We start from the raw sequence: 21,159 nt of genomic DNA on the forward strand, positions 1-21,159 counted from the left end.
CTACCTGCTCAAAAAAGAAAAATGGCTTCTATAAGAAAACCATCATTCTGTTTCATAATCTGCTGATTTTACTATCTTTTCCAAGAGAAGCAAAAATATACATCTTTCTCAACGCAGAAAATCATATATTGGCATTGTATAATGTTAACATAGCCAAAAATAACCGTCAACGCTTTTTTGATTTTATGATATAATATCCTTTTTTCTTTTCTACAACTTCAACTTCAGAAAATACTTCTTCTAGTTTTTTCATCGCAGATGGCGCACCTTGTTTCTTTTGAATAACAATCCACAATTCTCCACCTGAAACTAAATACTCCACAGCCTTTTCTAAAATCTCATGCACGATATCTTTACCAGCACGAATTGGAGGATTAGATAGAATAACAGCATACTTGCCATCTACATTTTCATAGACACTACTTTGCAAAATACGTATATTTTCAATTCTGTTATTAGCGGCATTTTCTTTTGCAAGTCCCAAGGCCCTTTCATTCACATCCACCATGTGAATTTCACGATTTTGAAACTCTTTCGCTAACGACAAACCGATTGGACCGTACCCACATCCTACGTCTAACACATTACCTTTAACATCTGGCATTTGAAACGCTTCAATTAAAAGACGAGAACCAAAGTCCACTTCGTTTTTCGAGAACACCCCATGGTCAGATAAAAAAGTAAATCGAGATTCACGAAGTGTAACTTCCCATCGTTTACGATCACTTTTACTAGAAGGGTCGTTAGAAAAATAATGGTCTGCCATATGGCCACCTCTTTTCTTTACAGTTAAAAAAAAAGCTCGCATAAGAGCGAGCTTTTTTTAAAGCACCAAAAGTTAATTACTTAACTTCTACAGCAGCGCCAACTTCTTCAAGTTTAGCTTTCATTTCTTCAGCTTCCTCTTTAGTAACGCCTTCTTTGATTGCTTTTGGAGTGTTGTCAACTAATTCTTTAGCTTCTTTTAAGCCAAGACCAGTGATTTCACGTACAGCTTTGATAACTTTGATTTTTTGAGCGCCAGCACTTGCAAGTACTACGTCAAATTCAGTTTGCTCAGCAGCAGCTTCACCAGCGCCACCAGCTACAGCTACAGGAGCAGCAGCAGTTACGCCGAATTCTTCCTCGATAGCTTTTACTAAGTCGTTAAGTTCTAATACAGTCATAGATTTAACTGCTTCAATGATTTGTTCTTTAGTCATTGTAAATATCCTCCCTTAAATAGGTTTGTATTGTTTTATAGATAACAAGTAATTATCTTTTAAAAAATTAAGCGCCTTGCTCTTCCTTTTGATCTGCAACTGCTTTAGTAGCAAGTGCAAGGTTACGGATTGGAGCTTGAAGAACGCTAAGAAGCATAGAAAGTAAGCCTTCACGTGATGGAAGAGTAGCGATAGCTTTAACCTCATCAAGTGTTACAAGTTTACCTTCGATTACGCCCGCTTTAATTTCTAAAGCTTCATGATTTTTAGCGAAGTCGTTTAATACTTTCGCAGGAGCAACTACATCCTCGTTACTGAACGCGATTGCGTTTGGTCCTGTTAAGAATTCGTTTAACTCAGCCATTTCAGCAGACTCTGCAGCACGACGAGTTAAAGAGTTTTTGTAAACTTTGAACTCAACGCCAGCTTCACGTAAGTTTTTACGTAATTCTGTTGCTTCAGAAACTGTTAAACCACGGTAGTCAACAACAATTGTAGATTTACTCGCGCGAAGTTTTTCAGCGATTTCAGTTACAACTTGTTGTTTAGTTTCGATTACTTTGCTCATGTTATTACACCTCCTGTAGATTATATAGAAGATGTACCGAAAGTGCACTAAAAACCTCCATGCCCAACTTGTAGACATGGAGGCATATAGTCACAGAAAAAAGATTCCGCTTCGTATATTAACACCTAGGTAGGAAATTAAGTCGAATCGACTCCTACTGTCTACGGTACACTATTAAAATTCACAACATAAATGATTATATTAAAACTTCTTTATGAAGTCAACTTCCAATTTTTACGCAAGTGTAGAAACATCTACGCGTACGCCAGGTCCCATTGTAGAAGCAACAGTTGCGTTCTTCATGTAAGTACCTTTTGCAGCAGCTGGCTTAGCTTTTTGTAGCGTGTCAGCAATTGTTTTGAAGTTTTCTACTAATTTAGCATCTTCGAAAGATACTTTACCGATTGGAACGTGGATGTTACCAGCTTTATCAACGCGGTATTCAACTTTACCAGCTTTGATTTCGTTAACAGCTTTAGTTACATCGAAAGTAACTGTTCCAGTTTTAGGGTTTGGCATTAAACCTTTAGGTCCTAATACGCGACCAAGTTTACCAACTTCACCCATCATGTCAGGAGTTGCTACTACTACATCGAAATCGAACCAACCTTTTTGGATTTTACCGATGTAATCAGCATCGCCTACGAATTCAGCGCCAGCAGCTTCAGCTTCTTTTGCTTTTTCGCCTTTAGCGAATACTAATACACGTTGTACTTTACCAGTACCGTGTGGAAGAACAACTGCACCACGAATTTGTTGGTCAGCTTTCTTAGGGTCAACACCTAAACGGAATGCAGCTTCTACAGTTGCATCAAATTTAGCTGTGTTTGTTTTCTTTACTAATTCTACTGCTTCTGTTGCAGAGTAAGCAGATGCACGATCAACAAGCTTCGCAGCTTCAACGTACTTTTTACCTCTTTTAGCCATGTTTGTTTCCTCCTTGAATGTGGTTTTAGCGGAATAACCTCCCACGTTTACGCCTTCATTCCGGGAACCCCCGAGGATGTGCGCCCATCCATTTATTTAAAAATGATGATCATTTACGATAATAAAGGTTGCGAATTGGAATTCCAGACCCGCAACCTTTTTTACAAAAAACAAATCGAATTAGTCTTCGATAACGATGCCCATACTGCGCGCAGTACCTTCAACCATACGCATTGCAGCTTCTACGCTAGCAGCGTTTAGGTCAGGCATTTTAGTTTCAGCGATTTCGCGTACTTTATCACGCTTAACAGTTGCCACTTTATTACGGTTTGGTTCACCAGAACCAGACTCAATACCAGCTACTTTCTTAAGAAGAACAGCAGCAGGAGGAGTTTTAGTAATGAAAGTGAATGAACGGTCCTCAAATACCGTAATTTCAACAGGGATGATAAGACCAGCTTGATCAGCTGTACGAGCGTTAAACTCTTTACAGAAGCCCATGATGTTAACACCTGCTTGTCCTAATGCTGGACCAACCGGCGGAGCTGGATTAGCTTTACCTGCAGGAATCTGAAGTTTTACCATTTTAATTACCTTTTTAGCCACGAGACACACCTCCTTAAGTCCGTGATGTGGTCAATTGGGCAGTGATTTGCCCTCCCACTTCATATTTTATCATAATGATAAAATCTTTTTCAAAAAACGTCTCCGTTACCGAAGACGTACTGACTTAAAAGATATTATCACTTTTTACAATTCATTTCAAGTTTCATTTTATAATTTTTCGATTTGATGGAAATCAAGTTCAACCGGAGTCTCGCGACCGAACATGTCTACAAGCACGCTAACTTTTTTCTTTTCCACATCAATTTCTTCAATCGCACCTGTATAATCCGCGAATGGTCCCTCATTTACACGCACTGTTTCATGAAGTTCAAATTCGAAATCAACCACTTCATTGTCCATTCCCATATGCTTCATGATGGTAACAACTTCCTCTTCTAATAGAGGCGATGGTTTAGATCCTGAACCAGAAGAACCGACAAAACCTGTTACACCTGGCGTGTTACGAACAACATACCAAGAATCGTCAGTCATGATTAGTTCTACTAATACGTAACCTGGGAACACTTTTCTTTTCGTTATTTTTTCTTTACCATTTTTCATTTCTACTTCTACTTCTTCCGGGACAACAACACGGAAAATTTTATCTTGCATACCCATTGATTCTACACGTTTCTCTAGGTTTGCTTTTACTTTATTTTCATATCCAGAATAAGTATGGACAACATACCAACTTTTTTCCATTCATTTAGGACGAGCGTCCTTCCCTCCCTGACGTACATTTTTTTGCGCAAATGAAAAAACCCGTTCACCGGGCTTTTACACAGTTCTTATAAATAACATTATATCATGGATAAGTGCTTCTTATTCAAGAATTAACCAAGAATTAACCGAATTAAAGAAGAAATGCCCATATCAACCACTGCGAAGAAAATCGCAAAGAACACAACTGTCGCAATAACAGTCGTTGTTGAGCGGAGTAATTCATCTTTTTTAGGCCAACTTACTTTTTTCATTTCGCGACCTACATCGCCGAAAAAGTTCGTTAAACGCATCTACGGGACCTCCAGTGTATTATTTCAATTATTTATTTTGTTTCTTTGTGAACTGTATGCTTATTGCATGTTTTACAAAACTTCTTTATCTCAAGTCGCTCTACTGAGCTCGTATCTTTCATCGTAGAGTAGTTTCGATTTTTACACTCTTCACATGAGAGTACAACTTTTTTCCTCATTAGTTACACCAACCTTGTAACATTGTCCCTAAAAATGTATCATACAACAAAAGATAATGTCAATGTCATGACTTTCACTCTCTTAACAAAAAGAAAACAGGTGAATTATTTTACACCTGCGGCACTTGCTATGAATTTAAAGTTGTACTCTCTCTCATCTCCATATATCTTTCTAATTTCCTTTTTACACGCTGCAATGCGTTATCAATAGATTTCACGTGCCTGTTTAACTGTTCTGAAATTTCTTGATAGGAACGACCATCTAAGTATAAAGAGAGCACTTTTCTTTCTAAATCGCTTAATAATTCAGATATTTTTGATTCTATGTCTGTATATTCTTCCTGACTTATAATCATCTCTTCTGGATCAGTTACTTTCGATTCCGAAATAACATCTAATAATGTTCGATCAGATTCCTCATCGTAAATTGGCTTGTCTAAAGACACATACGAATTTAACGGAATATGTTTTTGCCTTGTTGCTGTTTTAATAGCGGTAATAATTTGTCGAGTGATACACAGTTCAGCAAATGCTTTGAACGAAGACAGCTTGTCCCCTTTATAATCACGAATGGCTTTAAACAATCCAATCATGCCTTCTTGAACAATATCTTCTCGATCGGCACCCACCAAGAAATAAGATCTTGATTTCGCGCGAACAAAGTTCTTATATTTGTGAATTAAATATTCTAGAGCGTCAGTATTACCTTTTCGAACTAACTCAACGATTGCCTCATCCTCTAAATCACGAAATGTAACGTCGCCTACACTTACGAAGCCTGCTTCCACCTTGATCCCTCCGACCGCTATATATTTAGCAATATTATACAGTAAAAAGATAAAGAGCGTCAATGCTTCAACGCTCTCCTCTTCTTAATTTTTCTAATTTTTCTGTAATATCCTCACTAAATATCTTTCGCATGGCGGGTTGCTTTTCTTTCGTGTCTTTTGTACACCTTCTTACTTGTTGTTCCATCGCTTGCACTTCTAACTCTAATTCACGCGCAGATTTTCGAAGTGCACCTTGCGCAAATATAATCCATTGCTCCGTATAATCCGAAGTTGCAACGTATATTTGTGTATTTATATTTCTAAGCTCAATTGCAAGTTGTTCTATCTTTTCATCTGCAGTTTGATTTTTTCTCGTGAATATTACTTCCACCCGTGATTGTTTCATCTTTTTTTCAATACCATAGACTGTATAGGCATCAAAGACAATCATTACCTTTGTGCCTGTATAGCCTTGATAATCCGCCATCTTATCAATAAGTGCGTCTCTTGATGACTGTAAATCTACATCCCGCAGTTTCTTCAAGTCTCCCCAAGCCCCGATAATGTTGTAACCGTCAACGATTAAAATATCGTTCATTTTTTATTTACCAATTTCGTGACGTTTACGATATACCTCATACATTAACAAACTTGCGGCTACTGAAGCATTTAAGGATGTAACTTTACCGACCATCGGTAAAGTAATTAGGAAATCACACTTTTCACCGATAATACGACTCATACCTTTTCCTTCACTACCAATTACTAGTCCGATTGGCATATTACCATCTAAATTACGGTAATCTGTTTTCCCTTTGGCATCTGTACCAGCAATCCAAAGTCCACGTTCTTTTAATTCATCAATTGTACGCGATAAATTTGTTACACGTGCAACAGGAATATATTCAATTGCCCCAGTCGACGCTTTCGCAACTGACGCTGTAAGCCCCACCGCTCTTCTTTTTGGAATAATAACCCCATGAGCCCCTGTTGCATCCGCAGTACGCATAATAGAGCCTAAGTTATGCGGGTCTTCAATTTCATCTAAAATTAAGAAGAACGGATCTTCATTGCGTTTTTCTGCTAATTTAAACAAATCCTCTAACTCAGCATATTGATATGCAGCTACTTGAGCAATTACACCTTGATGATTACCCTCAACCAATTGATCTAATTTCTTCTTTGGTGCGTGTTGCAAAATAACCTTATTCTCTTTTGCTAATGCTAGTACAATTTGCACTTGTCCTTTGGCAGCACCTTCCGCTACCAAAATTTTATTAATATCTCGCCCCGCTCTTAAAGCTTCAATTACAGGGTTACGTCCGATAATATATTCACTACTCATGATGATGTGCTCCCTTCCTTTTCTTCCAAAACGTCAATCGCCTTATATACAATCTCGTCCAATCTTTCACGATTATTCAACAAGTGATGATAACCGATTAGCGCTTCAAAGGCTGTACTGTGTCGATATGTTTGTACATCTGTATTTTTTGGAACAGTACCCGAATTCGCATTACGCCCTCTTCTTAATACCGCCTCTTCCTCTTCTGTCAAAAATGCCGTTTCTAATAAATGATAAACAACTTTCGCCTGTGCTTTTGCCGAAACAAAGCCCGTCCCTAAGCGATGTAATTGATTAGGGCGAACTTTCCCCTTTTGAAGGAGGTGATAGCGGATATATTGCTCATATACCGCATCACCCATATATGCTAAAGCTAAGCTGTTCAATTGCTTTGCATCAATCATTCTTATCCTCTTTTCCATCTTGTACCTTGAGCGGTATCTTCTAAAATAATATTACGTCCCTTTAAATCATCGCGAATTTGATCAGATAGTGCGAAGTCACGATTTTGACGAGCTTCAATACGCTTTTGGATTAGTGCTTCAATTTCTTCATCAAGCAACTCTTCTTGCGCTAATTCTAATCCTAAAATACTAAATAATGTTTCAAGTTGTTTTACATACGCTTCAATTACAACTTTAGAAGTATGTTCTTCTAACAAATATTGATTTGCGTAATTTGCTACGTTATATAATTCAGTAATCGCATTAGCCGTATTGAAATCATCATCCATCGCTTCTTCGAATGCAACCTGGAACTTTTCCATTTCAGCTAACCATTTTTCATTATGGTCCGTTAAATCCGTACTACTTTCCATACGATGCTTTAAGTTACCGTAAGCTGTTTTAATTCTTTCTAGTCCATTATTAGTACTTTGCAATAAATCCTCGCTAAAGTTAATTGGGTGACGGTAATGTACCGATAGCATAAAGAACCTGATTAACTGTGGATCATATTGTTTAATGATATCGTGAACTAAAATGAAGTTTCCAAGCGACTTAGACATCTTCTCGTTATTAATATTAATATATCCGTTATGCATCCAATAACGTGCAAATGTTTTTCCTGTCAACGCCTCAGACTGCGCAATTTCATTTTCATGATGAGGAAATGCCAAATCTTGACCACCAGCATGAATATCAATTGTATCCCCTAAATATTTACGCGCCATTGCTGAGCATTCAATATGCCACCCTGGGCGTCCTTTCCCCCAAGGGCTTTCCCAGAAGATTTCTCCTTCTTTCGCAGCTTTCCATAAAGCAAAGTCAAGAGGGTCTTGTTTCTTTTCTCCTACTTCAATACGTGCACCGTGACGTAAGTCTGCAATCGGTTGATGTGATAATTTACCGTAACCTTCGAATTCTTTCGTTTTAAAGTACACATCACCTTCTGATTCATATGCATACCCTTTATTCACAAGTTCTTGAATAAATTCAATAATGATATCCATATTTTCCGTTACACGTGGATGAACCGTTGCATGTTTGCAACCTAGTGCCGTTACATCTTCAAAGTAAGCTTCAACAAAACGATCTGCAATTGTTGGCACATCTTCACCTAATTCATTTGCCGCCTTAATTAATTTATCATCCACGTCAGTAAAGTTAGATACATACTGCACATCATATCCTTTATATTCTAAGTAACGGCGTACTGTATCAAACACCATAGGTGGTCTTGCATTCCCAATGTGAATGTAGTTATACACTGTAGGTCCGCACACATACATCTTTACCTTATTTTCTTCTAATGGCATAAACTCTTCTTTTTGACGCGTTAACGTATTATAAATGTGAATAGTCATTTTTATCCTTCCTTCCTACCTTTACTTCGAGTTGCTTTCTCAATTTATCAAGTTCTACTTCCATAACCTTTAATTTATCAAAAATCGGATCCGGAAGATCAGAATGATTTAATTCTTGACCAATCTTTACTCCATTTTGAATAACGACTCGGCCAGGTATACCTACAACTGTAGAATGCGCAGGAACTTCCTTTAACACGACAGATCCTGCTCCAATTTTAGAATTCTCTCCAATAGTAATAGAACCTAGTACTTTAGCACCTGTTGCAATTAATACATTATCCTGAATTGTAGGGTGCCTCTTTCCTTTTTCTTTACCTGTACCACCTAATGTGACACCTTGATAAATTGTTACGTTTTCGCCAATTTCACACGTTTCTCCAATTACAACCCCCATTCCATGATCAATGAAAAAACGACGACCAATAGTTGCTCCTGGATGAATCTCAATGCCAGTAAAAAAACGACTAACTTGCGAAATCCAACGTGCCATAAAGAAAAAATTCCTTTTATAAAAAGCATGTGCAATTCGATGGGCCCAAACTGCATGTAATCCAGAGTAAGTTAAAATGACTTCGAAATAACTTCTTGCCGCTGGATCCTGTTCAAAAACGACTTCAATATCTTCCCGAAGCCTCTTAAACATCGATGTTCCCTCCCCTTTATGGGCTGCTTTTTTCGAGTGAACTAACTCCCCACTTCCCCCTAAATCTTTATACAAGGGGATAAAACTTATACTCACACCATTTACATGGTATAAAAAAAAGACGCCTCTGTCATATAGACAGAGACGCCTTTTAAGCGCGGTTCCACTCTGTTTAGGCTAAAGAAGCCTCAAACTCATCCATGATAACGGTTTACACCGCTTCTGTTTACTTTGCGCCCTAAGACGTTCCGCGAAATACTTCGCTGTTCAACAGAAGACTCGAAGGGGCATTTCAAAAATCCGCTTATAAACCACTTCCAGCCTAAGGGTGGTTCTCTCTGTAAAAAGCCTGATTTTCTACTTCTCCTTCTCGTCGCTTTTCCTTATTAGATTTTAGATATACTTATTATATTGCTAAACCTAGAAAATGTTAACCAATTACTTTTTGAATACGATTTAAAACTTTTTCTTTTCCAAGAAGAGCAATAGCGTTAGGAAGCTCTGGACCATGTGTTTGTCCAGTAGTAGCAACACGGATTGGCATAAATAGGTTTTTACCTTTATGTCCTGTTTCTTTTTGAACTGCTTTAATAGCCGCCTTAACTGCCGCTGGCTCCATTGCTTCTAAAGCTTCTAATTGATCGGCAAATGCACGAAGTACTTCAGGTACTTGTTCACCTTTCAATACTTCTTGTCCCTCTTCTTCATGATCAACATGATCTTTAAAGAACATTTCAGAAAGCTCTACAATTTCAGCTCCAAAGCTCATTTGGTCATGATATAAAGCAATTACATCACGAACCCACGCTTGTTCTTGTTCGCTTAAGTTTTCACCTACGCGACCCGCTTTCACTAAATGCGGTAAGCTTAGTTCAACAACCGTATCTAAATCTTGTTTTTTCATATATTGGTTGTTCATCCATTTTAGTTTTTGGGAATCAAATAATGCAGGTGATTTTGATAAACGAGCTGCATCAAACATTTTGATAAACTCATCTTGAGAGAAGACTTCTTCTTCACCTACTGGTGACCAACCTAGTAATGCAATAAAGTTAAAGATTGCTTCTGGAAGATATCCAAGCTCTTTATATTGCTCAATAAATTGAATAATAGATTCGTCACGCTTACTTAGCTTTTTACGGCTTTCGTTTACAATTAAAGTCATATGACCGAACTTCGGGATATCCCAACCGAAAGCTTCATAAATCATCATTTGTTTTGGCGTGTTTGAAATATGATCATCACCACGAAGTACGTGTGTAATCTCCATTAAGTGATCATCTACCGCTACCGCAAAGTTATAAGTTGGAATTCCATCTTTTTTCACGATAACGAAATCACCAAAATCATTTGAATGGAATGCAACTTCATCTTTTACGAGATCTTTAAACGTGTAGTCGCTATCAGCCGGCACACGGAAGCGAATACTTGGAATACGGCCTTCAGCCTCAAATCCTTTAATTTGCTCCTCAGTTAAGTCACGGTGGTTTCCTGCATAACGCGGTGTTTCACCACGAGCGATTTGACCTTCACGCTCTGCTTCTAGCTCTTCCTCTGTCATATAACATTTGTAAGCTAAATCACGCTCTAATAAATCTTTATATAATTTTTTATAAATATCTAAACGCTCTGTTTGACGATATGGTCCAAATTCACCACCAACATCAACACCTTCATCCCAGTCCATACCGAGCCATTTCAAGTATTTTAATTGGCTTTCTTCTCCACCAGCAACATTACGTTTCACATCAGTATCTTCAATACGAATAATAAACTTACCATCTTGATGACGAGCAAATAAATAATTAAATAATGCCGTACGCGCATTTCCGATATGTAAGTGTCCTGTTGGACTTGGCGCATAGCGCACTCTCACTTGCTTTTCCATAGTTGGTACACCTTCCAATCTTAATGTCAACACATTCTATAATTGTACACCAAAAAAACGTGATTATCCATCTTACGAATTAAAAACCACTATTTTTTCTGTAATAAAACAACCGCTTGAGAAGCAATCCCTTCTTCTCTACCTGTAAATCCTAATTTTTCTGTTGTTGTTGCCTTTACATTAATATTATCAATAGACGTTTCTAATAGTTCACTAATGCGTTTACGCATACTTTCAATATGCGGTGCCATTTTTGGCTTTTGGGCAATAATTGTACAATCTAGGTTCCCTAGCTCATAACCTTGTTCACGCACAAATTTCCAAACCTTTTGTAACAATACGGCTGAATCCGCATCTTTAAAGGCAGGATCTGTATCAGGAAAATGTTTTCCAATATCTCCTGCTGCAATTGCTCCTAGACATGCGTCAGCAATCGTATGTAACAATACATCCGCATCCGAGTGACCGATTAATCCTTTTTCATGAGGAATTGTAATTCCACCGATAATTAACGGTCTACCTTCCGCAAATTCATGTACATCAAAACCTTGTCCAATTCGAAACATTCTTTACATCCTCCTCAATCTAAACTACTTTATGAATTCTATATTATATTGCTATCTCTATAAAGAAAAGCCCGGCAACTGCCGAGCTTTTCTTTACTATAATACCATCACTTCTATTTCTTCTGAACATGAAGGAAACTTTCAGCAATTAGTAAATCCTCTGGAGTCGTCACTTTAATATTATAGTAACTCCCCTCTACTACGCCTACTTTCTTCCCTACACGTTCTACGAGACTTGCATCATCTGTACCAAGAAAACAATTTTGCTTTGCACTTCTATGAGCTTCTAATAAAAGAGGAACAGAAAATCCTTGTGGTGTTTGAACCGCTTTAAGCTGAGAACGTTCTACCGTTTCAACAACAACACCCTGTTCTACTTTCTTAATGGTATCCTTCACTGGCACCGCACAAATGGAAGCACCATATTTCTCTGCTGCAGTTAATACATCTTGCATCATCTTATTCGTTACGAACGGGCGCGCACCATCGTGTACGAGAACATATTCAACACCACTCACATACTGAAGCGCATTATACACACTATCTTGTCTTTCGGCCCCGCCTTGAATAAATTGCACCTGCTTTTCAACCGGGTACTTCTGCATTAACTCCTCAAAATAAGGGCGTTCCTCTTCGTTAATCGCCATGATAATACGTTTACATGCTTTATCTTTTTCAAAAGCACGTAATGTATGCACAATGATAGGTACTCCATTTATAAGTAAGAACAACTTATTTTTGCCAGCACCCATCCGTTTCCCTTGACCAGCTGCCGGAATAATTAACGTATACATATTAATAATCCTCTACTTATAATGCTTTTTCTAATAATTTACGTTTTGCGAAAATCATACGACCAGCCGATGTTTGCAACACACTTGTAACTAGTACATTAAGTTGCGAACCGACATATTCTCTACCATCTTCTACTACAATCATCGTGCCATCATCTAAGTATGCAACACCTTGATTTTGTTCTTTACCATCTTTCACAACATAAACACTTAATTCTTCACCAGGGAGTACGACTGGTTTAATTGCATTTGCTAAATCGTTAATGTTTAACACTGTTACTCCTTGTAGTTCAGAAACTTTGTTTAAGTTGAAATCATTTGTTACAACAGTTCCACCAGTGATTTTAGCTAACTTTACAAGCTTGCTATCCACCTCTTGGATATCCTCAAAATCGCCTTCATAAATTTCCACCGGAATTGGTAGCTCTTTTTGAATACGATTTAAAATGTCTAATCCTCTGCGACCACGATTACGCTTTAAAGCATCAGAAGAATCGGCAATATGCTGAAGCTCTTCTAATACGAATTGTGGAATCACAATTGTTCCTTCTAAAAACTTCGTTTGGCAAATATCCGCAATACGTCCATCAATAATTACACTTGTATCGAGAATTTTCCAATGAGTTGTAGATTTTTCTACCTCTACCTCTTCGTTCTCGCTATTGTTTTTCTTCTTACCTCCACGCTGGGGTAATGTAAATAATCCTAGCAATTCATTTCTCTTTTTAAATCCTACTTGGAATCCTAAATAACCAAGTAAAAGAGTAAAGAACACTTGTAATACTGTACTAATGACTGGAATCGTGAATTCACGAATTGGTATCAAAATTAAATATGCAACAATAAGACCAGAGATCAACCCTAATGTACCAAATAAAACATCCGCTACCGGTGCCTTTACAAGGGCTTCTTCGATATGTTTAATAAGTTGAACAATATAATCCACAAGCCAAAATGTTGTTAAAAATAAAATAATTGCACCAATAATTGCACGAACGTACGATCCCTCAAGCAAAGGAACAGCACCGACGTCCAATACATTAATAACTTTTGGGATTAGAAAAATCCCTAACGCTCCCCCGATTACTAAAAAGAAGAGCTGTACGATTCTTTTTAACATCCAACCACCTCCTACTCATTATTAACCATTGTTTTGCTAATCAAAACGCCGAATGCAAAAGCGGACGTGTTTTTTTGTAAATAGTTTTATTTACCAATATACCATATCATATAACAAAAATGTTCTAGTGTCGTTATATTATGGAATCAATGTAATATTCTTAATTGTGTCTACTCATATAGAGATGCTCTTGAATTCTTTTTAGGCCCTCTCGTATTTTCTTCGCCCTAACTTCCCCAATTCCTTCCACATCATCCAATTCATTAATAGTTGCACGACAAACACCTTGCAATGTTTTAAATCGATTAATTAAATTTTCAATGATAAGTGGTGGAACACGAGAAATTTTGCTTGCGATTCGGTATCCCCTCGGTGTCACGCTTTCTTCTAAGCTCATTTGCCCTGGATAGCCGAGCAATTTAACTAAATCGCTATCCTCTAAAAGCTGTGTATTTGCAAGATCTTGTAACTTTTTCAAAATTTGATGGTGATCCTGCGTTTTTTCTTGATAATAATCCTTAATTAATAACGCTGCCTCTGCTTCTAAGTCGGCTAGTAATTCTGTAAGTTGTAAACGAATTAACCTTCCTTCCGTTCCTAACTCATGAATGTAGCTCACTATTTCATTTTTAATACGCAGTACCATTTCAACACTATGTAAAACGTGAACTACCTCGGACATTGTAACGACCTCTTCAAATTCTAGAATGCCCAAATTCGTAATCCCATCATTCCATACAGCTTTATATTTTTCTAACGTTTGAATAGCTTGGTTTGCCTTTGTTAAAATTACACCTATATCTTTTAGTGTATAACGTAAGTTCCCTTGATATAGTGTAATTACGTTACGTCTTTGTGAAATAGCCACAACAAGGCTAGCCGTCTGCTTTGCTACACGCTCTGCCGTTCGGTGACGCATACCTGTTTCAATAGAATCAATGGATGGATCTGGAACTAATTGTGCATTTGCAATTAAAATTTTGCTCCCAGTTTCATTTAAAATAAGTGCCCCATCCATTTTTGCTAATTCATATAAACTAGCCGGTGAGAATGCACAATTAATGTGAAATCCTCCATCAACAATACTTTTAATCTGCTCATTATACCCAAGAACAATTAGCCCTCCAGTTTGCGCACGAAGTACGTTATCTATCCCCTCGCGTAGTGGTGTTCCTGGGGCAACAAGCTGTAGAATATTAATCATACTTTTGACACGTTGCTTGTTTTCCTCCATAGCCTAGCCTCCTAATGTCAAACGAAGCGCTTCTCCTAAATTAGAAACACCTACTACCTCAATCCCATCTGGAATTGTCCATCCTCCCAAATTTTTTCTAGGAATAATAGCACGTTGAAATCCTAATTTCGCTGCTTCTTGTACACGTTGTTCAATTCTTGATACTCTTCTTATTTCTCCAGTTAGGCCTACTTCTCCTATTACCGCATCGGCTGGTGCAGTAGCTTTATCTCTGAAACTTGAAGCAATACTTAAGGCGACAGCTAAATCGATTGCTGGTTCATCTAATTTCAAGCCACCCGCAACTTTTAAATATGCGTCTTGATTTTGCAACAATAAACCTGTTCTTTTTTCTAGCACTGCCATAATAAGTGAAACGCGGTTATGATCAATTCCCGTCGCCATTCTTCGAGGATTTCCAAAACTAGTAGGGGAGATTAATGCTTGTATTTCTACTAAAACCGGTCTTGTTCCTTCCATTGAAGCAACCACTGTGGATCCTGCAACTCCAACTGGACGTTCCTCAAGGAAAATTTCAGAAGGATTTAGTACTTCTGCAAGACCTAGTTCCTTCATTTCAAAGATACCCATTTCATTTGTGGAACCAAAACGGTTCTTCACAGCTCGCAAAATACGATATGTATGGTGACGATCTCCTTCAAAGTAAAGAACTGCATCAACCATATGTTCTAGCATACGTGGTCCTGCAATTGCCCCTTCTTTTGTCACATGTCCGACGATAAAAATAGGAATCCCTTTCGTCTTTGCAAGTTTCATTAATTCCGCTGTACATTCACGTACTTGCGTTACACTCCCTGGGGCTGACGTCACTTCAGGTAAATGTATCGTCTGAATGGAGTCAATAACAACAAAAGCTGGATTCATCTCTTCAATGTGCGCTGCAATTCTCTGTAAATCAGTCTCTGCTACAACAAATAGATTACTACCCTTTACATGCAAACGATCTGCACGAAGTTTGATCTGCTTTGCTGACTCCTCACCTGATATGTATAGTACATCATATGAAGAATCTGCTAATTGCGATGAAATTTGTAATAACAATGTTGATTTCCCAATCCCAGGGTCTCCACCAATAAGTACTAAAGATCCATCTACAATCCCGCCACCAAGTACACGGTTAAACTCTTGAAATTTTGTTTCAATACGCGCCTCAGACTTTGTTTCTACCTCTGTTAAGCGTCTTGGTTTTGTTACTTCTGATTGAATTGCATTGGCATAATTAAGGCGTCTTGATGATACAACTGGTTCCATCTCTTCAACAAGCGTATTCCATTGACCACATCCAGGACATTTCCCCATATATTTTGGCGACTGATAACCACATTCTTGACATGTAAATTTTGTTTTCTTTTTAGCCATATCTTTTATAGTTCACTTCACTTTCATCTACAAACGTTTATCCTTCTCGTACAAGAAAGAGGGCTATCGCGTAGCCCTCTTTGTTTGTCTATACTTATTTTACCTTTTCCGCACTATGAATGACAAATGATTCTCCTTCTATATCAAAGATAACTTTTTGTCCTTTCTCAATAGCACCTTTTAACAGTTCTTCTGATAGTCTATCTTCTACATGTTTTTGAATTGCTCTACGAAGCGGACGAGCACCGTACTCTCGATCAAATCCTTTATCAGCAATTGCTGAAATTGCTCCTTCTGTTAAATGCAATTCAATCTCTTGTTCTTTTAAGCGATTCACTAACTGATTCACCATAAGAGTTACAATTTCTTGAATATGTTTTTTCTCAAGCATATGGAACACGATAATTTCATCAATACGGTTTAAGAATTCTGGACGAAATGCTTTTTTCAATTCATCCATTACTTTACCTTTCATATCTGAATAATCGCGGCTCTCATCTTGTACGTTAAATCCAAGATGTTTATTACGTTTTAATGCGTCTGCACCAACATTAGATGTCATAATAACAATTGTATTACGGAAATCAACTGTACGTCCTTTAGAATCTGTTAAACGGCCATCTTCTAATACTTGTAGTAAAATATTAAACACATCAGGATGAGCTTTCTCTACTTCATCTAATAAGACAACTGAATATGGCTTACGACGAACTTTCTCTGTTAATTGTCCACCTTCTTCATATCCAACATATCCTGGAGGAGATCCAACTAAACGAGAAGTAGAATGCTTTTCCATGTACTCAGACATATCGATGCGGATCATTGCATCCTCATCACCGAACATAGATTCCGCTAATGCCCTTGCTAGTTCTGTTTTACCTACACCAGTAGGTCCTAGGAAAATAAATGAGCCAATTGGACGTTTCGGATCTTTTAATCCCGCTCTCGCACGACGAACAGCTTTTGCCACAGCTACAACTGCTTCATCCTGCCCAATTAAACGATCATGTAAAATTGATTCCAAGTTTAATAATTTATCTGTCTCTGTTTGTGCAAGTTTAGAAACTGGAATACGTGTCCATGTGGAAACGACATTTGCAATATCTTCTACTGTTACTTCTGAGTTTTCTTGTCCTTGTTTCTCTTTCCACTGACGCTTTGTATCTTCTAACTTTTCACGTAAACGTTGTTCCATATCACGTAAGGAAGCAGCCTTTTCAAATTCTTGGCTTTGTACAGCTGCATCTTTTTCTTTTCTAATTTCCTCAAGCTTCACTTCAAGCTCTTTTAAGTTTGGCGGTGTTGTATACGAACGTAAGCGCACTTTTGATGCAGCCTCGTCAATTAAATCGATTGCTTTATCAGGTAAAAAACGGTCTGTAATGTAACGATCTGAAAGTTTTACAGCCGCATCGATTGCATCATCTGTAATAGATACGCGGTGATGCGCCTCATAACGGTCACGTAAACCTTTTAAAATTTGAACTGATTCTTCTAAGTTTGGTTCATCAACATGAATTGGTTGGAAACGTCTTTCTAATGCCGCATCCTTTTCAATATATTTACGATATTCGTCTAAAGTTGTTGCACCAATACATTGTAATTCACCACGTGCTAAAGATGGTTTTAAAATATTCGATGCATCAATTGCACCTTCCGCCCCTCCTGCACCAATTAACGTATGAAGCTCATCAATAAATAGGATGATGTTACCAGCTTGGCGAATCTCATCCATCACTTTCTTTAAACGATCCTCAAACTCACCACGATATTTTGTTCCAGCAACAACTGTACCCATATCTAATGTCATAACACGCTTATCTCTTAAAGTTTCAGGAACTTCATTATTTACAATTTGCTGTGCTAATCCTTCCGCAATTGCTGTCTTACCTACACCAGGTTCTCCAATTAATACTGGATTGTTTTTTGTTCTACGGCTTAACACTTCAATTACACGTTGAATTTCTTTACTACGTCCAATAACAGGATCTAAACGATTTTCACGTGCAACAACTGTTAAATCACGTGCTAGACTGTCAAGTGTAGGTGTATTCGCATTTGTTGATGAACCACCCTGGTGACCTGAACTAGCTTCATTACTTCCAAGAAGTTGTAACACTTGTTGTCTTGCTTTATTTAGGCTTACACCTAAATTATTTAAAACGCGTGCTGCTACACCTTCACCTTCACGGATTAAACCAAGTAAAATATGTTCTGTTCCAACGTAGGAATGGCCTAGCTTACGAGCTTCATCCATAGACAACTCAATAACTTTTTTAGCACGAGGTGTGTAATGTACTGTTTGAGAAGCTTCCGTTCCACGTCCAATTAATGCTTCTACCTCTTTTTGAACTTTCTCTGGACTTAATCCAAGAGCAATTAACGCTTTTGCTGCAATTCCTTCACCTTCGCGTACAAGCCCAAGTAAAATATGTTCTGTTCCAATATTATTATGCCCAATGCGAATTGCTTCCTCTTGAGATAAAGCTAATACTTTCTGTGCTCGTTCTGTAAATCTTCCAAACATCATAGAAATCGCCTCCTACTTGCGCTTAATTTTGTTTAATTCGTAATCGCTCACGGATTAAGGTTGCTCTTCGATAATCTCTTTCTTCTGGTCCTAAAGGTCCTCCTGCATATTGTTGCAAAATGCCTGGCTGAGTAAGAACCATTAACTCAGTTAAAATATTTCTCGATATACCTTGTATATATCCTAAGTCAATACCAAGCCGTACATCTGATAAACAAGTGGCTGCTTCTGCAGATTGAATTAAACGACTGTTAGCTAGTATTCCGTAAGAACGATATACTTTATCTTCAAGCTCGATACTTGAATTTTGTACAATTAATTCTCTAGCCATTTTTTCTTGATGGATGATTTGTTGAATGACACTCTTTAAATCTGCAATAATATCTTCTTCTGATTTCCCTAGTGTCATTTGATTTGACACTTGAAATATATTACCTAACGCTTCGCTACCTTCACCGTATATTCCTCTTACTACTAACCCTAATTTTTGAATTACTTGTATAATACGGTTAATTCTTTTCGTTAAAACCAGTCCCGGCAAATGAATCATTACCGAAGCCCTTAATCCTGTACCGACGTTAGTGGGGCAACTCGTAATATATCCAAGCGATTCATCAAAAGCATATTCAACCTGTTCCTCGATCCAATTATCTATTTGATTGGCACTTTGAAGCGCCTCTGATAACTGTAAACCTGAAAATAGGCACTGAATCCTAACATGATCCTCTTCATTAAGCATGATACTTATATGTTCACTTTCTGATAGTAGGCATGCTCCGTATTCTGTTCCTGCAAGATTTGGACTAATTAAATGCTTCTCAACTAAAACTCTCCTTTGAAGAGGATTTAATTCATTCATTTTTAATAGTTCAAACTCCCCAAAAGGTTCTACAGGTTTATTTATAAACTTCTTCTTAAATAACTCGTGAATCTGTTTAGCTTCTTCCTCGTTTTGCATAGTAGAGAATTGATATTTTTTAAAATTACGAGCCAAACGAATTCGACTACTTAAAACAATATCAGAATCAGGGCCATCTCCCTTCATCCATGGACTAATCGCTTCATTCATGATTCTGTCCAGTGACATAGAACTATTCCCCCTCTCTATGCTCACTAAGCTGATTTACAAGACCTCGAATTTTATCTCGTACTTCAGCCGCTTTCTCAAATTCCTCTTTCTGTACATATTGTTTCAGATTGAGTTTTAGTTCATCTAATTCTTTCTTTAAGTAGATATTTCCTTCTATACGCTCAGGAATTTTTCCACAATGATCCGTATGCCCACCGTGAAGACGTTTTAACAATGGTTTTAAATGCTCCTTAAATGTATCGTAACAAGAAGCACATCCAAAGCGTCCCACTTTTGTAAATTGTTCATATGTCATCTTACAATTCGGACATCTTGATATATTTGTATTTGAAAATGCATCTTGCCCTTCTTCAAACATTGCTGGTTCACTATGCAATAATCCGGCTAATAGGTCATGGAATGAAAAATTAGACTGCGGTGATTGAAAGAAAGACGTATAGCCACTTTGTTCTGCACATTGCTCGCAAAGATGAACTTCCGCCTTTTTTCCGTTGATTACTTTTGTATAATGTAAAGTTGCTGGTCTTATATTACAGTTTTGACAAGTCATCGCTATCCCCCACCTTTACAACAGGAACGATCTATCTCATGATACTTTTCATACATTACTAGATTGTTCTCTTTCCTTAATCCATTTAGTAAAAGCACATGTCATCTTTCAAAATTCCTACAATATTAAACTGCATTATCTTAGTTATCATTCTTAACAAAAGTTATATTTATTTATATTTCAGTGTTCTTAACATTGCGCATAATATTCGAGCCCTAAGTTCATCTCGAAAAGGAACATCCATTAATAATACAGAACGATCTAGTACGCTTAACATAAGTTTAGCTTCACGATTTGTTATAATCCCCTCTTCTATTAAACGTATAATCATACTTTCAGCATTTCCTTGTGCAACGCTATGATCAATCATATGAAGCATTTGATCAATAATGTCTATATCATCATGCAGTTTGACTTTTATAATGCGAATGTAACCTCCTCCACCTCGTTTACTTTCTACTACAAATCCTCTTTCTAACGTAAAACGGGTATTGATTACATAGTTGATTTGAGATGGCACACAATCGAATCGATCAGCGACCTCATTCCTCTTGATTTCAATCGCATTATTATTGCTTAAGTCAATAACTTGCTTTAGATATTTCTCAATGATATCAGATATATTTCTCATTTATCCGCCACCTTTATTGACTTTGACTATCTTTGACTATAATTATATACGTATTAAAAAAATTTGCAACTCTTTTGCTTATTCACTATCCTAGCCACATTTCACAATCTTTAATCAAAAGGACGATTCTTTAAATAAAGATTTTTTAAATTACTATGAATTATAAAAGAAAACACGAAAAAACACGAGTCAAATGACTCGTGTTTTTAGCTTGCTTGGCGACGTCCTACTCTCACAGGGACAAGGTCCCAACTACCATCGGCGCTAGAGAGCTTAACTTCCGTGTTCGGTATGGGAACGGGTGTGACCTCTCTGC

Annotated in this window: 24 protein-coding genes, 1 rRNA gene and 2 other annotated features; all 25 genes read right to left on the reverse strand. The window is 37.5% G+C overall.

Annotated elements, in window-relative coordinates; genetic code table 11:
- Positions 1 to 166: 166 nt before the first annotated feature.
- Positions 167 to 766, reverse strand: coding sequence for a class I SAM-dependent methyltransferase (locus DET63_RS27865; protein WP_002124684.1), 600 nt, complete (start codon positions 764 to 766; stop codon positions 167 to 169).
- Between the two features lie 76 nt (positions 767 to 842).
- Entirely contained in the window at positions 843 to 1,202 is a 360-nt protein-coding gene (gene rplL / locus DET63_RS27870) for a 50S ribosomal protein L7/L12 (RefSeq protein ID WP_002009788.1), read from the reverse strand.
- 67 nt (positions 1,203 to 1,269) lie between these two features.
- Positions 1,270 to 1,770 (reverse strand): 50S ribosomal protein L10, encoded by a 501-nt coding sequence (rplJ, locus tag DET63_RS27875; RefSeq protein ID WP_002009790.1) that lies wholly within the window; start codon positions 1,768 to 1,770, stop codon positions 1,270 to 1,272.
- A gap of 39 nt (positions 1,771 to 1,809) precedes the next feature.
- Positions 1,810 to 1,955, reverse strand: a sequence feature (ribosomal protein L10 leader region).
- A gap of 49 nt (positions 1,956 to 2,004) precedes the next feature.
- Positions 2,005 to 2,697, reverse strand: a complete 693-nt coding sequence (gene rplA, locus DET63_RS27880) for a 50S ribosomal protein L1 (protein ID WP_002009792.1) — start codon at positions 2,695 to 2,697, stop codon at positions 2,005 to 2,007.
- Between the two features lie 180 nt (positions 2,698 to 2,877).
- Positions 2,878 to 3,303 carry a 50S ribosomal protein L11 gene (gene rplK / locus DET63_RS27885; protein ID WP_001085872.1) on the reverse strand — a complete coding sequence of 142 codons (426 nt, stop codon included), beginning with the start codon at positions 3,301 to 3,303 and terminating at the stop codon, positions 2,878 to 2,880.
- A 168-nt stretch (positions 3,304 to 3,471) separates the two neighbouring features.
- Positions 3,472 to 4,005 carry a transcription termination/antitermination protein NusG gene (gene nusG, locus DET63_RS27890; RefSeq protein WP_002009795.1) on the reverse strand — a complete coding sequence of 178 codons (534 nt, stop codon included), beginning with the start codon at positions 4,003 to 4,005 and terminating at the stop codon, positions 3,472 to 3,474.
- A 131-nt stretch (positions 4,006 to 4,136) separates the two neighbouring features.
- Complete coding sequence (gene secE / locus DET63_RS27895) at positions 4,137 to 4,316, reverse strand: preprotein translocase subunit SecE (RefSeq protein ID WP_002009797.1); 180 nt, start codon at positions 4,314 to 4,316, stop codon at positions 4,137 to 4,139.
- A gap of 32 nt (positions 4,317 to 4,348) precedes the next feature.
- Positions 4,349 to 4,495 (reverse strand): 50S ribosomal protein L33, encoded by a 147-nt coding sequence (gene rpmG, locus DET63_RS27900; RefSeq protein WP_012260172.1) that lies wholly within the window; start codon positions 4,493 to 4,495, stop codon positions 4,349 to 4,351.
- A 128-nt stretch (positions 4,496 to 4,623) separates the two neighbouring features.
- A complete protein-coding gene (locus DET63_RS27905; protein WP_002009799.1) occupies positions 4,624 to 5,283 on the reverse strand; it encodes an RNA polymerase factor sigma-70 in 660 nt (219 codons plus the stop codon).
- 67 nt (positions 5,284 to 5,350) lie between these two features.
- Positions 5,351 to 5,863 (reverse strand): NYN domain-containing protein, encoded by a 513-nt coding sequence (locus DET63_RS27910; protein WP_002009801.1) that lies wholly within the window; start codon positions 5,861 to 5,863, stop codon positions 5,351 to 5,353.
- Between the two features lie 3 nt (positions 5,864 to 5,866).
- A complete protein-coding gene (gene rlmB, locus DET63_RS27915) occupies positions 5,867 to 6,610 on the reverse strand; it encodes a 23S rRNA (guanosine(2251)-2'-O)-methyltransferase RlmB (RefSeq protein ID WP_002091503.1) in 744 nt (247 codons plus the stop codon).
- The gene (locus tag DET63_RS27920; RefSeq protein ID WP_002204579.1) at positions 6,607 to 7,014 is read right to left on the reverse strand and encodes a Mini-ribonuclease 3; all 408 of its coding nucleotides are present in this window, start codon (positions 7,012 to 7,014) and stop codon (positions 6,607 to 6,609) included. Before DET63_RS27920 ends, rlmB begins: the two co-directional genes overlap by 4 nt.
- Before the next feature lie 2 nt (positions 7,015 to 7,016).
- Entirely contained in the window at positions 7,017 to 8,414 is a 1,398-nt protein-coding gene (gene cysS, locus DET63_RS27925; protein WP_002191705.1) for a cysteine--tRNA ligase, read from the reverse strand.
- Positions 8,395 to 9,060, reverse strand: a complete 666-nt coding sequence (cysE, locus tag DET63_RS27930; RefSeq protein WP_002091498.1) for a serine O-acetyltransferase — start codon at positions 9,058 to 9,060, stop codon at positions 8,395 to 8,397. Before cysE ends, cysS begins: the two co-directional genes overlap by 20 nt.
- Positions 9,061 to 9,197: 137 nt before the next feature.
- Positions 9,198 to 9,443 (reverse strand) — a binding site (T-box leader).
- A 47-nt stretch (positions 9,444 to 9,490) separates the two neighbouring features.
- Positions 9,491 to 10,948: a glutamate--tRNA ligase gene (gene gltX, locus DET63_RS27935; RefSeq protein ID WP_002091496.1), complete on the reverse strand. Its 1,458-nt coding sequence runs from the start codon at positions 10,946 to 10,948 to the stop codon at positions 9,491 to 9,493.
- Positions 10,949 to 11,037: 89 nt separating this feature from the next.
- Positions 11,038 to 11,514, reverse strand: coding sequence for a 2-C-methyl-D-erythritol 2,4-cyclodiphosphate synthase (gene ispF, locus DET63_RS27940; protein ID WP_113938450.1), 477 nt, complete (start codon positions 11,512 to 11,514; stop codon positions 11,038 to 11,040).
- Between the two features lie 113 nt (positions 11,515 to 11,627).
- Positions 11,628 to 12,308 carry a 2-C-methyl-D-erythritol 4-phosphate cytidylyltransferase gene (ispD, locus tag DET63_RS27945; RefSeq protein WP_113938451.1) on the reverse strand — a complete coding sequence of 227 codons (681 nt, stop codon included), beginning with the start codon at positions 12,306 to 12,308 and terminating at the stop codon, positions 11,628 to 11,630.
- Between the two features lie 16 nt (positions 12,309 to 12,324).
- Positions 12,325 to 13,428 (reverse strand): PIN/TRAM domain-containing protein, encoded by a 1,104-nt coding sequence (locus DET63_RS27950; RefSeq protein ID WP_002063406.1) that lies wholly within the window; start codon positions 13,426 to 13,428, stop codon positions 12,325 to 12,327.
- 160 nt (positions 13,429 to 13,588) lie between these two features.
- A complete protein-coding gene (gene disA / locus DET63_RS27955; RefSeq protein WP_000392162.1) occupies positions 13,589 to 14,662 on the reverse strand; it encodes a DNA integrity scanning diadenylate cyclase DisA in 1,074 nt (357 codons plus the stop codon).
- A gap of 3 nt (positions 14,663 to 14,665) precedes the next feature.
- The gene (radA, locus tag DET63_RS27960) at positions 14,666 to 16,042 is read right to left on the reverse strand and encodes a DNA repair protein RadA (protein ID WP_002009817.1); all 1,377 of its coding nucleotides are present in this window, start codon (positions 16,040 to 16,042) and stop codon (positions 14,666 to 14,668) included.
- Positions 16,043 to 16,136: 94 nt separating this feature from the next.
- Entirely contained in the window at positions 16,137 to 18,572 is a 2,436-nt protein-coding gene (gene clpC, locus DET63_RS27965) for an ATP-dependent protease ATP-binding subunit ClpC (RefSeq protein ID WP_002063405.1), read from the reverse strand.
- A 22-nt stretch (positions 18,573 to 18,594) separates the two neighbouring features.
- Positions 18,595 to 19,659 (reverse strand): protein-arginine kinase McsB, encoded by a 1,065-nt coding sequence (gene mcsB / locus DET63_RS27970; RefSeq protein ID WP_113938452.1) that lies wholly within the window; start codon positions 19,657 to 19,659, stop codon positions 18,595 to 18,597.
- Positions 19,660 to 19,663: 4 nt separating this feature from the next.
- Complete coding sequence (gene mcsA / locus DET63_RS27975) at positions 19,664 to 20,212, reverse strand: protein-arginine kinase activator protein McsA (RefSeq protein ID WP_113938453.1); 549 nt, start codon at positions 20,210 to 20,212, stop codon at positions 19,664 to 19,666.
- 169 nt (positions 20,213 to 20,381) lie between these two features.
- Positions 20,382 to 20,843, reverse strand: coding sequence for a transcriptional regulator CtsR (gene ctsR, locus DET63_RS27980; RefSeq protein ID WP_113938454.1), 462 nt, complete (start codon positions 20,841 to 20,843; stop codon positions 20,382 to 20,384).
- 213 nt (positions 20,844 to 21,056) lie between these two features.
- Positions 21,057 to 21,159 (reverse strand): 5S ribosomal RNA (rrf, locus tag DET63_RS27985); the annotation flags it as partial.

The organism is Bacillus sp. DB-2 (genome assembly GCF_003315125.1).
GTDB classification, from domain to species: Bacteria; Bacillota; Bacilli; order Bacillales; family Bacillaceae_G; genus Bacillus_A; species Bacillus_A mycoides.

Bases quoted from the DNA above. Each gene is read 5' to 3' on its own strand.
- DET63_RS27865 (WP_002124684.1), bottom strand. From the start codon at position 766: ATGGCAGACCATTATTTTTCTAACGACCCTTCTAGTAAAAGTGATCGT.
- rplL (WP_002009788.1), bottom strand. From the start codon at position 1,202: ATGACTAAAGAACAAATCATTGAAGCAGTTAAATCTATGACTGTATTA.
- rplJ (WP_002009790.1), bottom strand. From the start codon at position 1,770: ATGAGCAAAGTAATCGAAACTAAACAACAAGTTGTAACTGAAATCGCT.
- rplA (WP_002009792.1), bottom strand. From the start codon at position 2,697: ATGGCTAAAAGAGGTAAAAAGTACGTTGAAGCTGCGAAGCTTGTTGAT.
- nusG (WP_002009795.1), bottom strand. From the start codon at position 4,005: ATGGAAAAAAGTTGGTATGTTGTCCATACTTATTCTGGATATGAAAAT.
- secE (WP_002009797.1), bottom strand. From the start codon at position 4,316: ATGCGTTTAACGAACTTTTTCGGCGATGTAGGTCGCGAAATGAAAAAA.
- rpmG (WP_012260172.1), bottom strand. From the start codon at position 4,495: ATGAGGAAAAAAGTTGTACTCTCATGTGAAGAGTGTAAAAATCGAAAC.
- DET63_RS27910 (WP_002009801.1), bottom strand. From the start codon at position 5,863: ATGAACGATATTTTAATCGTTGACGGTTACAACATTATCGGGGCTTGG.
- rlmB (WP_002091503.1), bottom strand. From the start codon at position 6,610: ATGAGTAGTGAATATATTATCGGACGTAACCCTGTAATTGAAGCTTTA.
- DET63_RS27920 (WP_002204579.1), bottom strand. From the start codon at position 7,014: ATGATTGATGCAAAGCAATTGAACAGCTTAGCTTTAGCATATATGGGT.
- cysS (WP_002191705.1), bottom strand. From the start codon at position 8,414: ATGACTATTCACATTTATAATACGTTAACGCGTCAAAAAGAAGAGTTT.
- cysE (WP_002091498.1), bottom strand. From the start codon at position 9,060: ATGTTTAAGAGGCTTCGGGAAGATATTGAAGTCGTTTTTGAACAGGAT.
- gltX (WP_002091496.1), bottom strand. From the start codon at position 10,948: ATGGAAAAGCAAGTGAGAGTGCGCTATGCGCCAAGTCCAACAGGACAC.
- ispF (WP_113938450.1), bottom strand. From the start codon at position 11,514: ATGTTTCGAATTGGACAAGGTTTTGATGTACATGAATTTGCGGAAGGT.
- ispD (WP_113938451.1), bottom strand. From the start codon at position 12,308: ATGTATACGTTAATTATTCCGGCAGCTGGTCAAGGGAAACGGATGGGT.
- DET63_RS27950 (WP_002063406.1), bottom strand. From the start codon at position 13,428: ATGTTAAAAAGAATCGTACAGCTCTTCTTTTTAGTAATCGGGGGAGCG.
- disA (WP_000392162.1), bottom strand. From the start codon at position 14,662: ATGGAGGAAAACAAGCAACGTGTCAAAAGTATGATTAATATTCTACAG.
- radA (WP_002009817.1), bottom strand. From the start codon at position 16,042: ATGGCTAAAAAGAAAACAAAATTTACATGTCAAGAATGTGGTTATCAG.
- clpC (WP_002063405.1), bottom strand. From the start codon at position 18,572: ATGATGTTTGGAAGATTTACAGAACGAGCACAGAAAGTATTAGCTTTA.
- mcsB (WP_113938452.1), bottom strand. From the start codon at position 19,659: ATGTCACTGGACAGAATCATGAATGAAGCGATTAGTCCATGGATGAAG.
- mcsA (WP_113938453.1), bottom strand. From the start codon at position 20,212: ATGACTTGTCAAAACTGTAATATAAGACCAGCAACTTTACATTATACA.
- ctsR (WP_113938454.1), bottom strand. From the start codon at position 20,843: ATGAGAAATATATCTGATATCATTGAGAAATATCTAAAGCAAGTTATT.